Annotated in this window: 6 protein-coding genes; 1 reads left to right on the top strand and 5 read right to left on the bottom strand. The window is 72.1% G+C overall.

All coding sequences use genetic code 11. The annotated features are described in order from the left end of the window. Positions 1 to 80: 80 nt before the first annotated feature. Together WME97_RS19675 and WME97_RS19670 are read right to left on the bottom strand one after the other, a co-directional pair. Positions 81 to 752 carry a hypothetical protein gene (locus tag WME97_RS19675; RefSeq protein WP_437553859.1) on the bottom strand — a complete coding sequence of 224 codons (672 nt, stop codon included), beginning with the start codon at positions 750 to 752 and terminating at the stop codon, positions 81 to 83. 254 nt (positions 753 to 1,006) lie between these two features. Further along, positions 1,007 to 4,477, bottom strand: a complete 3,471-nt coding sequence (locus WME97_RS19670) for a thrombospondin type 3 repeat-containing protein (RefSeq protein ID WP_437553857.1) — start codon at positions 4,475 to 4,477, stop codon at positions 1,007 to 1,009. 273 nt (positions 4,478 to 4,750) lie between these two features. Here WME97_RS19670 and WME97_RS19665 point away from each other — a divergent pair, with 273 nt between their 5' ends. Further along, positions 4,751 to 8,407 carry a Kelch repeat-containing protein gene (locus WME97_RS19665; protein ID WP_437553855.1) on the top strand — a complete coding sequence of 1,219 codons (3,657 nt, stop codon included), beginning with the start codon at positions 4,751 to 4,753 and terminating at the stop codon, positions 8,405 to 8,407. A gap of 201 nt (positions 8,408 to 8,608) precedes the next feature. On the opposite strand, the gene WME97_RS19660 is transcribed toward WME97_RS19665, so the two are convergent. From WME97_RS19660 to WME97_RS19650, 3 genes are all read right to left on the bottom strand, one after another. Next, entirely contained in the window at positions 8,609 to 10,507 is a 1,899-nt protein-coding gene (locus WME97_RS19660) for a PEGA domain-containing protein (RefSeq protein ID WP_437553853.1), read from the bottom strand. Between the two features lie 36 nt (positions 10,508 to 10,543). Beyond that, positions 10,544 to 12,346: a serine/threonine protein kinase gene (locus tag WME97_RS19655; protein WP_437553851.1), complete on the bottom strand. Its 1,803-nt coding sequence runs from the start codon at positions 12,344 to 12,346 to the stop codon at positions 10,544 to 10,546. A 551-nt stretch (positions 12,347 to 12,897) separates the two neighbouring features. Then, positions 12,898 to 13,665, bottom strand: coding sequence for a hypothetical protein (locus tag WME97_RS19650; RefSeq protein ID WP_437553849.1), 768 nt, complete (start codon positions 13,663 to 13,665; stop codon positions 12,898 to 12,900). Positions 13,666 to 14,094 lie beyond the last annotated feature (429 nt).

Here is a 14,094-nt window from a genome sequence, read left to right as displayed (position 1 = left end):
CTGGCCACAGGACGACGGTGCGCGGAGGGCGCGCCGCGCCAGGGACGATCAACGGCTATGGAATGGCCGAGCGCGGCGCGTCACGGACAGTCGCCGAAGGCGCTGTTGGGAACGACGCTGCGCGTGATATCCGCCGTGACGGTGGGGATGTCCTGTGTCCAGACGTGATCCGTGGGAGCCGCGTCGCAAGTCCCATTCTGTGAAAGGTCCACGTACCAGTGCATCTTGTACGCTTTGTCGCCGGGTATCTGCCCCGTCACGCTGAACGTGCCGTCGGCCTCGATCGCGTCCGACGCGCTCAGGGCCGGCGCGGCATCGCCGGCAGCGACGACGGCCACGTAGACCATGTCACCAGCGGTGTAGGCGGGAACGTAACCGGTGCCGCGGAGGGTGAAATTGAAGCTCTCGCCCGACGTGCCGCCGGAGCCGCCTGTTCCCGCGCCGCCGGAGCCGCCCGCGCCCTCGCCGCCCGTTCCCGTCCCGCCGGCGCCGCCCGTTCCCGCACCGCCGGAGCCGCCTGTTCCCGCGCCGCCTGAGCCGCCCGTTCCCGCGCCACCAGCGCCGCCCGCTCCTTCGCCGCCAGCGCCGCCCGTTCCTGTGTTGCTCGTGCTGCCCTCACCCGTGGTGGTGGTCGTCGAGCTCGAGGTCGTCGCCTCCCCCGTGGCGTCGTCCGCTCCGCATCCCGCGCCCGTACCGGCGATGACGAGCGCGCCCATCGCCATCCACACCGCGATCCACCGAGATGCCTGCATGAGGGTCCTCCTTGAAGCTCCGTTATGGCGGGGCGCATCTCCGTGCGCCGCGGGCTCATCCGCGCCGTTCGGCTCGCTGCGGCGTACTTTCGTGCGCCTCGCTCGCCTGCCTGGCGGCTGAGCCCGTATCACACGAATCTGCACCTCGCTATCCAAGATTGACGGTATCGGACGGCTGCGCCGACGAGGAGCCGCCGCGCTCGCCGGGTGTCGCTCTCAGGTGATCGTCAGAGCCCAGTCTCCGCGGCGTGGACTCATGCTGCCCGTCGCGGTTGCAGCCGGCCTCGCCGCCGGAGCACGGCGGCGAGGATCAGCAGCATCCACCACGCATCCCGGGGCATCGGCGCGCGTCCCATGCGGCAGTCGCAGCCGCCTTGGAAATCTGGCGATGTCGCGCCGCCGCTGGTCGCGGTCGTCGTCGCGGCCTCACCGCCGGCGCCGCCCATGCCGCCAGCGCCGCCCGCCCCGCCGGCCCCTCCGCCGCCGCCGCTGCCGGTCGGATCCGGCGGCTCGCAGGCGTCACCCTGGCCGTCCTCGTCGGTGTCGGTCTGTTCGGGGTTCGCCACGCTCGGGCAGTTGTCGGTGTCGGTCACCACCCCGTCGCCGTCGGGATCGCAGGCATCGCCGAGATCATCGCCGTTCGCGTCTTCCTGCCCGGCGTTCGCCAGGCTCGGGCAGTTGTCGCAGATGTCGCCGTGGCGGTCGCCGTCGGCGTCCGCCTGATCGGCATTCACGATCTGCGGGCAATTGTCGTCCGCGTCAGGTATCGAGTCGCCGTCGGCGTCATCATCGCAGGGATCGCCGAGGCCGTCGCCGTCGATGTCGGCCTGCGGCTCGCCCGGCGCAGGCGGCGGGTTCGCGGCGAAATCGCAGTTGTCGTCCTCGTTGATCACCCCGTCGGCGTCCGGATCGCCGTCTGGATCGCACGCGTCGCCGGTGCCGTCGCCGTCGGCGTCTTGCTGCCCGGCGTTCGCCAGGCTCGGGCAGTTGTCGTCGACGTCGAGCGTGCCGTCGTTGTCCGAGTCGCCGTCGCACACGTCGCCCTTGCCGTCGCCATCGGTGTCGACCTGCGGCTCGCCCGGCGCGGGCGGCGGGTTCGCCATGAGGCGGCAGTTGTCGTCGCCGTCGAGCACGCCATCGTCGTCCGAGTCGGTGTCCCGGTAGTCCGGGGTCCCATCGCCGTCTGTGTCGATCGCCGGCGTATTCAGCAGAGCATCCCCGGCCTCTTCGGAGTCGAGCACCCCGTCGCCGTCGCTGTAGCGGTCCACGGCGTCGATGAACGCGTCACCGTCGGTGTTGTTGGCCGGATCGGCGGGATTGTCGCGGTTCAACACCTCCTCGAAGTCGCCGATCGTGTCGCCGTCGGAGTCGACGCTGGTCGGGTCGGTCCGGAGCGCCGCCTCCTCCGCATCCGTGAGGAGGTCGTTGTCGTCGTCGTCGTCGCAGACGTCCCCGTCGCCATCGCCGTCGGTATCGAGCTGGTTGGTGTTGATGTCGTATCCGCAGTTGTCCTCTGCGTCGAGGACGCGGTCGTTGTCGTCGTCGTCGTCGCACGCGTCCCCGAGCGCGTCTTCCGGCCCGGTCTTCGGGTTGTTCTCCTGCCCCGGGTTCGGCGTGGTGCGGCAGTTGTCGCCGCCGTCCGGCACCCCGTCCGCGTCGTCGTCGTTGTCGCACGCGTCGCCCTGCGCGTCGCCGCCCGCGAGGCTCTGGTCGGTGTTGATCTGCGTGCTGTTCGGCGCGAACTGGCAGTTGTCGGCGGCGTCGAGCACGCCGTCGGCGTCGTCGTCGTTGTCGCACGCGTCGCCCAGCGCATCGCCGCTTGCAAGGTTCAGATCCGTGTTGGCCTGGGCGCTGTTCGGCGTCGTGATGCAGTTGTCGTTCACGTCGGGCACGCCGTCGGCGTCGTCGTCGTCATCGCAGGCGTCGCCGAACCCGTCGCCGTCGGTCAGGTCCTCGTCCGTGTTCGTCTGATCCAGGTTGCGCTGGAGCGGACAGTTGTCGGTGGCGTCGGACACACCGTCGGCGTCGTCGTCGTTGTCGCACGCGTCGCCCTGCGTGTCACCGCCGGGCAGGTTCCGGTCCGTGTTGCGCTGGCTCGTATTCGGCTCGGTCGGGCAGTTGTCGGTGACGTCGGGCACGCCGTCGGCGTCGTCGTCGTCGTCGCACGCGTCGCCCTGCGTGTCGCCGGTGGCGGCGTCGGTGTTCGTCTGGTTCGCGTTCGGCACGTCCGGGCAGTTGTCGCAGGAGTCGCCTCTCAGGTCCCCGTCGCTGTCGCCCTGGTTGTTCGTGTCGTTCGGCCCGTTCGGCGTCGAGGGGCAAGTGTCGCAGACGTTGCCAACCCCATCGTGATCCTCGTCGATCTGGCCGGCGTTGGCGATGCTGGCGCAGTTGTCGCAGGCGTTGCCGAGGCCGTCGCCGTCGCTGTCGACCTGGTCCGTGTTGGCGACCTCGGGGCAGTTGTCGCAAGCATTGCCGACGCGGTCTCCGTCGCCATCGGCCTGGTTCGCGGTGATGAGGCGGGGGCAGTTGTCGCAATCGTCGCCGAAGCCATCGCCGTCCGTGTCGACCTGGGTGAGGGTCGCGACGTACGGGCAGAGGTCGCACGCGTTGCCGAAGGGATCGCCGTCCTCGTTCTGCTGATCGTTCGCGCGGTCAACGCAGTTGTCGCACGCGTCGCCGGTCCCATCGAGGTCGCTGTCCGACTGGCTGGGGTTCGACGTGGCAGGGCAGTTGTCGCAGACGTTGCCGAACGCGTCGCTGTCCCCGTTCGCCTGGTCCGCGTTCGCGCGGCTCACGCAGTTGTCGCATGCGTCCCCGACCCCATCGCCATCCGCGTCTTCCTGGAGGCTGTTGGGCGTGCCGGGGCAGTTGTCGCACGTGTCGCCGACCCCGTCGTCATCGCCGTCCGCCTGGTTCTCGTTCGCGCGGCTCGGGCAGTTGTCGCAGGCGGTGCCGATCGTATCGCCGTCGCTGTCCGCCTGGTTGGTGTTGGCCGTGTCAGGACAGTTGTCGCAGACGTCGCCGAAGAGGTCGCCGTCGGGGTTGCGCTGATCGGTGTTCGGGGCATTTGCGCAGTTATCGCAGTCGTCTCCGATGCCGTCGTTGTCCCTGTCCCGCTGATCGTTGTTGAACGCAGTGGGGCAGTTGTCGCAGGCGTCGCCGTAGTTGTCGCTATCGGCGTTGGCCTGGCTGGCGTTCGAGATGTTGAGACAGTTGTCGTTGAAGTCGCTGTCGCCATCCGCGTCGTTGTCGGTCTCGCAGATGTTCCCCCGCCCGTCGCTATCGCTGTCGAGCTGATCCTCGTTGCTGGAGGTGTCGCAGTTGTCGCAGACATCCGGGACGCCATCGTCGTCGTCGTCGAAGTCTGGATCCGCTGCCATGGGTGTGGGAATCGTCGGACACTTGTCGGCAGTGTCCGCTATCCCATCGCCGTCGTCGTCGAGATCGGCGTCATCCGGGGTGCCGTCGTTGTCATCGTCGTTGTCGCACGCGTCGCCCTGAGCGTCGCCATCGCCGTTGTACTGGCTCGGGTTGCTGACCCCAGGGCAGTTGTCGACGCCGTTCGCGACCTCGTCGTTGTCCGTGTCCCACGGCGCCGCGCTCGCCGGCCGCGGCGCGAGCGCCACGAGCGCGAGCAGGCCCGCGAGCAGCGGCAAGAGCCCGCGTCGCGCAGCGCCGGCGTGCGCGAGGTGGCGGGGCATCCAGGGCAAGGCGGGGAAAGTCATCGCGGCTCCTCCAGACAGATCGCGCCGTACGCGACCGCGCCCCCGTAAGCCTACCCAGTTTCGCCCGCCTCCTGGGGAGGTTTTCCTCGGCCGCGCGCTCGAGCGCGCGGCGATCGCCCGCCGCCACGTCCCCGTGTCGGAGGCCACGTCGGAGGAGCCCCCCGCCTCTCTCGACGCGCCGCCTCACTTGTTCGGCGGCGGGCCGCCTTCTGTTAGGATGGCCCAGATCCGCCCTCTCACGTCGCGCGCGCCGCGCCGACCACGGAACGACCCTTGCGAAACCACCGCGTGCTGCGACTCGGCTTCAGGCTGCGAACGGCTGCGCTGCTCTCTGCGTGCGCCATTCTTCCCCAGGTCCTCGGCTGCTCCGACGAGGGCGCCTCGCGCCGCTCCCCTCCGCCCGGCCCGGGGTCGCCTCAGGCGGCGCCGCCCGGAGCGCGCGCCCGCATCGCCGCGATCCGCGCGCGCTTCGCCGACGTCATCGCCTCCAGCCCCGTCAAGATCGTCGCGGCGACCCCGGCCGGCGCCCTGCGCGCGGCAGCCCCGGAGGCCGCCGCGGCGTCCGTCGAGCTCCCGGCGCGCGCCGCCGGTCCGGTGCGCCTCGCCGATGGCGCGTCCCGCGTCTCGATCGCCTTCTCCCTCGTCGACGCCGCCGACGTGCCTGCCGCGGTCGACAGCGGCCTCGTCCTCTACGCAGGCGCGCTGCGCGCCGAAGGCGGCGGCGCCCGCGACGTCCTGCACCGCGTCCTCCCGAACGGCACCGAGGACTTCGTTGTCTTCGAGCAGGAGCCGGCGCGCAAGGAGCTCCGCTACCGGGTCGACGTCACCGCCGTCTCGGGCCTCCGCCTCGTGGAGCGCACGCTCGAGTTCCTCGACGCCGGCGGCTCGCCCCGCCTGCGCGTCGCGCCCCCCTACCTCGTCGACGCGACCGGCGCGCGCGTTCCGGCCTCGCTCTCCGTCGAGGGCTGCGCCGTCGACACGAGCCCTCGCGCCCCGTGGGGCCGGCCGGTCACCCCGCCGGGCGCGCCGGATTGCACGGTGATCGTCGGATGGCAGCCCGCCGGCGTTCGGTACCCGGCGCTCGTCGACCCGCAGTGGATCGCCACGACAAACCAGATGATCACGCCGCGCGCCCGCCACACGGCCACCGTGATCGACCCGGCGAACCCTGCGAGCCCCGTGCTCTTCGCGGGCGGGTTCGACGCGTCCGGGGGCGCGCTCGCGACGGCGGAACTGTACTTCCCGCTCGACCGCACGTTCGCGAGCACCGACGCGATGGACGTCGCGCGCGGCGCCCACACCGCCACGGCCGTCACGAAGCTCGCCCCGGCCGCGCCGTCGGATCCTGCGCCTCCGCCGCCGGCGGTCGTCGTCGTGGGCGGCAGCAGCCAGCGCACCAGCGGCACGCCGGTCGCCGCCGTCGAGGTCTACAACCCGGCCACCGGCCAGTTCGTCAGGGACGCGGGGGCCTCTCTGGGCCGGTTCAATCACTCGGCCACCCTCCTCGATCCAGGCGTGGTCCTGGTCGCAGGCGGCCTCGCGGATCCGCTCAACCAGCCCACGAGCACCGCTTCCCTCTACACCTTCAGCGCCTTCGGACCGAACGGCGGCGCGCCCGTCGCGAGCACGCTCGCCTCCGTGGGCAGCATGGCGACCTCGCGCCACGCCCACACGGCGGTCCGCCTGAAGGCGGGGAACGTGCTCGTCGCAGGCGGCTTCGTCCTCTCGGGCGCGGCGCTCACCTCGGCCGAGATCTTCCACGAGGACGAGGGCGTCTTCCGGCCGATCTCCGTCCTCTCACCCTCCGCGACCCCGATGACGGCGCAGATGAGCGCCCTCCGCGGCTTCCACACGGCGACGCTCATCGACCGTACGGAGGCGCTGGGCGGCCAGGCAGCGACGACGCTCGATTCGGGCGAGGTGATCCTCGTCGGAGGCACCACCCGGGTCTCTGGCGGCGCTTACGTCCGCACCCTCGACATCTACCACGACGGCGTGGCCGATCCGACGAAGCGGGGCTTCGAGCTCCAGCCGACGCCGATCTCCATGGCGAACGCGCGCGCCAGCCACACGGCGAGCCTGCTGCCGACCGGCGACGTCCTCATCGCCGGCGGGTTCGACGGCACGACCTCGCTCTCGAGCGCCGCCATCTACGATCCGCTGACCAGGAAGTTCAGCGCCCTCACCCTGCCGGCCGGCTCGCTTGCACAGGAGGCTCGTCGGGAGCACGCCGCCGTCGTCGTCAACGCCGGCACCGACCGCGTCGCAGGCCGGGCGGTGCTCGTCGCGGGCGGCATCGGGGCCACGAGCGCGCAGCCGCTCGCCAGCGCGCAGCTGCTGATCAAGGCGAACGGCGAGGCGTGCGTGCACGATCAGGAGTGCGCTTCAGGGCATTGCTCCGATACGGAGAACGTCTGCTGCAACGAGGCGTGCGATCAGGAGTGCTTCTCGTGCACGGCGTCGGGCAAGGGGACGGGCAGCGATGGCACGTGTGGTCCTGCGAAGCCCGACACGGAGCTCCCGGTCGTCTGCGTCAACCAGATCGAAGTGCACAACCGCTGCGATGGCCAGGGGCGCGCGCTGGCTCATGAATCCACGAAGGACTGCAAGCCGGGCCGCTGCGGCAGCAACAACAGGTGCATCCTCTATTGCCTGGACGACTGCGGTTGCGACGAGAGCGGTTGGTGTGACGTCGGCGTCGGCGATCCGGACGCCTGCGGTGAGGCCGGCGGCGCCGGAGGTGCATCGTCCGGAACGGGTGGTGGTGGTGCGGGCGGCGCGGGTGCAGGCGGCGCAGGCGGCGCTTCCACCGGATCGGGGGGCGCGGGCGCAGGCGGCGCATCCGCCGGATCGGGGGGCGCGGGCGGTGCGTCCGCCGGAACCGGTGGCGCGGGCGCAGGCGGCGCAGCCGCTGGATCGGGGGGCGCTGGTGCCGGCGGTGCAGGGGGCGCGTCCGCTGGATCCGGTGGCGCCGGTGCCAGCGGCGCCTCCGTTGGATCGAGTGGCGCGGGTGCCGGCGGCGCAGCCGCTGGAGGCAGCGGAGGTGCGGGTGGCGCAGGCGGAGCGTCCGCGGGATCGGGGGGCGCACCGCCCGGGTCGGGTCTGTGTCTCGATCGACTCGCCAACGGCGCCGAGTGCACGCGTGATCGCCAGTGCGTCTCGGGCCATTGCGTCGACGGTTTCTGCTGCGATTTCCGGTGCGATGGCCAGTGTCAGGCATGCGACGTGGTGAACAACGTCGGCAGGTGCACGAACGTCGGGACGCCTGTCGAGCACGAGTCGCCGCACCCCAACGAGGGCGGCACCTTCCAGCGTGAGGCCTGCCCCGGTGAGGGCGCGTGTGCCGGTTACTGCGGCGGCGCCACCGACGCGAAGTGCATGTTCCCTGTGGAAGGGGCGGTCGCGAAGACCTTCACGTGCTCCTGCCCGGACGAGGGCTGCATCGTGGGTCCCGCGACGCTCACGCGCTTCTTCTGCGCAGGAGACGGCCGCGAGAACGAGCCGGTGGTCGAGCGCTGCGGCGGGTTCAAGTGCGCGGACGAGACCGCCTGCAAGACCTCCTGCGCCTCCGACGACGACTGCATCCAGGACTTCGTCTGCCTCGACGGCGTCTGCGCCGACCTCGAGGAGATCGGGCCGCGCTGCGACGGCGAGCACACGCTCCGATCCCCGGGCGTCGACACCGACTGCACCCCGTACAGCTGCCCGCCGGGCGGCAGCGCCTGCGCCTCACCGTGCAGATCCGTGGCCGACTGCGTCGATGGCATGGTGTGCAACCTCGCGAACCAGTGCGTCCCGCAGATCGATCCGTCAGAGGTCCCGTCCTGCTCCTGCAGCGTCGTCGGCGCCCCCGCCGAGCGCACTGCCGCAGGCCTCTCCGTCCTCGTCGGCGTCGCCGCGGCGCTGGCCGCCCTTCGCCGCCGGCGCTAGAGCGGCGGTCACCCGCTTCGGATACGGGCCCACCTCGACGTTTTCGGTGCTCCGCGCACTGGAGTGCGCTTGCGCGCCGAAAACGCCGATCTGGGCCCGTCTCCTGTGCGGGAGACCGCCGCTCTGCTCGGCATGCTGCTGAGGGGGCGGAAGATCGCGACGCACGCAACGCCGCGCGGCCGCGCACCGGCGCGGGTCTCGTCAGAACTGGTAACGCAGGCTCGCCCCGGGCGAGAACATCAGGACGAAATCACCCATGAGCGACTCTGGCTCGTAGGTGCCGATCCCGTCCGTCGAGGCGGACAGCTCGATCGTCCTGTCCCACTTCGGCTTGCTGAGGCCGATCAGCAGCAGCAGCTTCAGGCTGCCGGACACCTCCCACCGCTCTCCGAGCCGCAGGCCGAGGCGCAGATCAGGATCCGCGTAGAAGTAGGTCGCCGAGGCGAAGTCGACCACCGGGAACGTGTTGAACCACTCCCCACCGGTCGTCCTGAACCTGCCGGTCCGCTCGTCGCGGACCTCGCCGACGAGCACCCCCGCGCCCAGCCGGAGCAGCGCCGGGAAGCGGTCGCTGATGTCGAAGTGGTACCCGAACGTCGCGCCGGCCAAGAAGCCGCCCAGGCGGAGCGTGTCGCTCGCCGTGCCGTCGAGCGGATCCCGGTAGCCGACCGGCCTGAGCGTCGCCGAGCGCTCGTCGAGCTGCTGCGCCGCGAACAGGCCGCCGAGCTCGATCCCGACGCCGATCCCCGAGCCGAGCTCGTAGCCGCCGTGGATCATGCCGAGCCCGCCGAGGCCGAGCGAGCTGGAGCAACCCGAGCCGCAGCCGTCCGTGATCTCGCCGCCCAGCGTCGGCGCCAGCAGGAACGACGCGCTCACGTCGAGCGTGATCTTCGGCGGCTTGCGCCAGATATCGGCGTCCTCGTCGCGCTCGAGCCCCATGTCGAGGCTCTGGCGCTGGCCCTTCTGCAGGGTCACCGTGCGCGTCCCGGTGACGAACCCGTCGGCCTTCACCTCGACCCGGTGCGTGCCGGCCTTGAGCCGGCCGAGCCAGACGCCGTTGCCCACGTTGACCGAGTTGATCCACACGCTCGCGCCGGGCGGCGTGGGGTCGACCCGCAACGAAGCGTCGAGATCCTCGGCGAGCAGCGACAGCGTCGTGAGCTCCTGCGGCTTCACGGGCGCCGCCGTCGGCTGCGTCCCGAGCTTCCCCGCGCCGCGCAGCGCCACCATGTGATCGCCGACCGACAGCGCGCCGATCCACGGGGTCTGCCCCACGACGACGTTGTCGACGAGCACGTCGACCGTCTTGCCGGCGCGCTCCACCACGCGCAGCCGGCCGGAGCGGGTCAGCCTGCGGAGCTTCGCGTTCACCGTGGCGGTCTGACCACCGGCGACGTCGACGCGCGTCTCCACCGGCTCGTAGCCTTCCTTGAAGACGCGGATGACGTGCGCGCCCGCCGCCACGCGGATCGGCTTGACGGGCGGGTACTGCCCGCGCTCCTCGCCGCTCACGACGATGGATGCCCCGGGCTCCGCGTTCGTGATGTCGAGCGTCCCCACGAGCGCCCGCAGCTCGGCGATCTCCCGCTGCGCGGCCGCGCGCTCGGCGGCCGACATGGTGAAATCGCGGAGGAAGGTCTCGAACATCTCGAGCGCCTCGTCGTAGCGCTGGAGCTTGCGCAGCGCGATCGCGGCGTTGTTCGTGGCCACGCGCGTCGGGAAGAGCTTGCGCGAGAGGAGGAACTCCGCGAGCGCAGGGCCCCACGCCTCCTCGCGCAGCAGCGTGAGCCCCTTCTCGAAGTGGAGCCGCGCCACCTGCCGGTCCGTCTCGGAGACGGGCGCCTCCTCGACCGGCACCGCAGCCCCGGTGGCCGGCGCTGCGCCTTCCCTGGCCGGCGCGCCGGCTTCCGCGGCGGGCGCGGCGCCCTCCTTGACCGGCGCGGCGGCGTCCGTGACCGGCGGCGCCGGCTGCGCGAGCGCCGGTCCGGCGGCGACCGCGACCGCGACCGCGGCCGAGAGCGCGCGCAGCCGCGGCGCTGCGCGGGGACGCCGCGCGAGGGAGAGAAGACGAGAGCCGCCGCGCCGCGTACGCAGATCCATTCGATCGAGCACCGTACTCAGCCTGTCGCTCCGCTGCTACTTTCCGAACTCGTCGGTGTTGTCGATGATCCCCTTGGGGGTCGTGGGAGCGGGCGGCGCCGTCGCCGGCGCGGCCGAGGTGCTCTTCGCCGACGTCGCAGGACCGCCCTTCCCCGACGTCGGCGTGAGCTCGACCTTCGGCGGCAACGCGCCGGTGTCGGTCACCACGACGTCGGCCATCGCCTCGCCGCCCCCCTTCTTGAAGACGCGCACCCTGTGCACGCTCCCGGGCGGCCCGGTGATATCGAGGATCCCGTTGCGCGTCGTCACGCGCTTGCCTTCGACCTCGACCGAGGCGTCGGCGGGCAGGATGACGACCTGAACGCGCTTCGGCTGCGGCTCGACCGCCGCGACCACCTCCGGCGTCGTCGGCGTCGCGGCCGGCGACGGCGTCGGGGCGGTCGACGTCGGCGTGGCCGCCGCAGGCGGGAGCGTCTCGACGGTCGCCTTCGCCTCCGGCTGCGCGACCGGCTCCGGCGGCGGCCGGCTGATGAAGTACACGCCGGCCGCGATGACCGCGGCGGCGAGCGCGGCGCCGGCCACCACAGGCACCCGCGGCACGCCGGGCTGCGTGCCGCGGTGCGACTGCGTGAGCGCACCCGTCGTCGCAGCGCCAGCGTGGTTGGTGGCCGGGATGATCGCCGCCGGCGGCCCGCTCTGGAGCGGGGGAGGCGCGAACGACGAGTAGCCTCCGCGGTGCTCCTGCGGGACCGCGGGATACCCGCCGCTCTGGTTCGCCGGCGCGGTCGCGGCGTACGCGCCGCCATGATTCGCCGGCGAGATCGCGGGGTACCCGCCGCTCTGGTTCGCCGGCGAGGCCGCTGCGTACGCGCCGCTCTGGTTCGCGGGCGGCGCGTTCATCGCGAGCCGCGGCGCGGACTGCCGGTGCACGGCCTCCGGCAGCGGCACGAGCATGCTCTCGTGGATGCCCCAGCCGTACGGAAGGAGCGGCCGGATGGCGCCGAACATCTCCTGCGCGCTCTGGTAGCGCTGCCCGGGGGCCTGCAGGAGGCATCGGTGCACGATCGCCGCGATCTCGGGCGCCACCCACGGGGCGAAATCCTGCACCTGCGGCGGAGGATCCGAGCAGATCGCGATGATCAGCTCACCGAGCGCGGTGATGTGATGGTACGGCGTCCGCCCGGTCAGCAGCTGGTAGAGCACGGCGCCGAGCGACCAGATGTCGGTGCGGTGGTCGATCTCCTTCTGGCCGCGCGCCTGCTCGGGCGACATGTAGAGCGGCGAGCCGATCAGGTTCCCGGTGCGCGTCAGATCGGCGCTCTCGGTCTCGTTCGCCCGGTCCATCTTCACCTTGGCGATCCCGAAATCGAGCAGCTTGACGAGGATCTCGCCGGCGTCGCGGCGCGCGAGGAACAGGTTGTGCGGCTTGATGTCGCGGTGGACGACGCTCGCCTCGTGCGCCTTCTGGAGCCCGATGCACGACTGCGCGACGATGCGCAGCGCGAGGTCGGGCGCGAGCGGGCCGACGCGCTTGATGAGCTCGTGGACGTCCTCGCCCGCGAGGAACTCCATCGCGAGGAACGGCAGGTTCGAGCCGCGATCGACGCCGGCGTCGAGCACCTGCGTGATGTGCTGTGTGTCGATCGCGCCTGCCGCGCGCGCCTCGCGCTGGAAGCGGCTCACGACCTTCGGGTCGCGGGTGAGATCCGCCGAGCTGATCACCTTCACGGCGCAGCGTCGGCCGGTCCCCGTGTGCTCGGCCTCGTAGACCGAGCCCATGGCGCCCTCGCCGAGGAGCTTGCGAATCTGATATTTGCCGTCGATGATCGTGCCGATCACAGCGTTAGCGCCACTCTAAGGGATCGCTCGCGGCGTAGCAACGCCCGTGAAGGCGGCACATGCCGCCGGCGCGGACTCGCTGGACTCAGGTGCAATTTCACGCAATTTGGCGGGCCACGCGGCGCTCCCGAGGCGCGGCGCGTCTCACATCACCATCATCGCCGGCGATCCCACCATCCATCCCGCGCGGGCCGCGGGGGCACGGCCCTGTGGCGCCGTCCCCCCTGCGTCCGCGACCCGCGCTGGCGGCGACGACCTCACCTCACATGGGTCGCCCCCGCCGGCGCAGGCCCTGCCTCTGCCGTTGCAGCCGTTCGAGCGCTGCCGTCACGTCCCCGCCGTCCGCTGGCCGCCGAGGTGGTGAGCCCGAGGCGGCGCTGGCGGAGCTCGCGCGGGAGAGCGGCGACGGTGGGCCGACCCGTGATCGGCCATCGAGCGCGAGCGACTCCCGCTCTCCCGTGTCGGCCTGCGCGCGGCGCCGGGTTTGTTTCCTCCGAGCCCTGCGCCCTCTCCGCGGCCGGCGCTAGCAGCCGAGGCCCGAGGCCCCGTAGTTACCAGATGCCGCAGCCGCCCGTCGGGAACCCGCCGGGCCTGTTGCCGCCGCAACTCCCCCCGCCACCGCAGCAGCCCCCCGAGAACCCGCCACCGCCACCGCAGGGGTTGCCTGCAAACCCGCCAGCGAAGGAGCCCGGCGCGAACCCGCCACCGCAGGGGCCGGCCGAGAACCCGCCGTTGAGCGGGCCGCCGATGCCCGCGGGATTGCAAGGGTTGCAGGGCCGGGGGCAGCAGGGGTTGGGCGGGCACGGGAAGCAATCGGGAACGAACGCGGTGTTGCAGGTGGTGCAACTGGAGATGATCGCGGCGGGCACGCCGAAGCCGCCGAAGCCGCCGAAGCCACCGAACGGCATCCCGCCGAACGGCACACCACCGACGCCCGGCACGCCACCCGGCACGCCCACGGGCCCCTGCCCGACCGGCCCCTGCCCGACCGGCCCCTGGCCGACAGGCCCCTGCCCCATCTGGCCGATCGGCGCCTGCAGGCCGGGGCCCGCCGGTCCCTGCACGCCGACCGGCCCCTGGCCGAGGTCCATGGGGCCCTGCGCGCCGATCGGCCCGCCCTTGCCGCCGTACGGCCCCTGATACCCGCCCCTCGCCGACGCGCCAGCCTCGAGCGCCTCGGTCGTCGAATCGACCTGCTCGATCTCATCGACGCCGGCCTCGTCGAGATCCGCGTCGCTCCCCGCGTCAACGGCGCACCCCGTGCCCAGCGCCGCCATCACCACCGCGAGCCCCAGCACCTTGCCATGAATCGAGAGCATGTGTTGTCCTCCTCAATATCCCGTGATGGCCGGAAGGTCCGAGCCACCGTGGGCTCATCGAAGAGCAGGCTGTGTGCCTCAGCCCTCGTGTGCAGACACTGCCGCTGCGAGCTCGTGTCACCAGCCCTGACGCGTCCGCAAAAAGGCATTCTCTGGATCGACGCCGGCCTTGGTTTTCCGGGTTCTCAACGCGGAGACCGGCGGGACGGCCCCCGATCGGAGGGCCTATCGCCCGCGGGCCGCGCGCCCCATGCTGGAGATGACGAACTCAACACCTCGGCGGCAGGCGCCGCGCGCCGCGCGCGCCGCCTCTCTCGCGGGCTTTCGAGCAGAGCCCCTGCGCTCCCGCCCGCACCGCGGCCGTCGTGAACGAGAGCCGTCGAGGCCCGATCGAGGCCCGCTGGCGACGGCGCGCGGCGCCTCCCCGCC

The sequence above is a fragment of the Sorangium sp. So ce367 genome, from assembly GCF_051520455.1.
Classification (GTDB): Bacteria; Myxococcota_A; Polyangia; order Polyangiales; family Polyangiaceae; genus Sorangium; species Sorangium cellulosum_B.
The sequence above is the reverse complement of the archived record's forward strand: the minus strand, read 5'-3'. Positions and strand labels throughout refer to the sequence as shown.

Excerpts from the sequence above, each read along its gene's own strand:
- WME97_RS19675 (WP_437553859.1), bottom strand. The coding sequence starts at position 752 with ATGCAGGCATCTCGGTGGATCGCGGTGTGGATGGCGATGGGCGCGCTC.
- WME97_RS19660 (WP_437553853.1), bottom strand. The coding sequence starts at position 10,507 with ATGGATCTGCGTACGCGGCGCGGCGGCTCTCGTCTTCTCTCCCTCGCG.
- WME97_RS19670 (WP_437553857.1), bottom strand. The coding sequence starts at position 4,477 with ATGACTTTCCCCGCCTTGCCCTGGATGCCCCGCCACCTCGCGCACGCC.
- WME97_RS19650 (WP_437553849.1), bottom strand. The coding sequence starts at position 13,665 with ATGCTCTCGATTCATGGCAAGGTGCTGGGGCTCGCGGTGGTGATGGCG.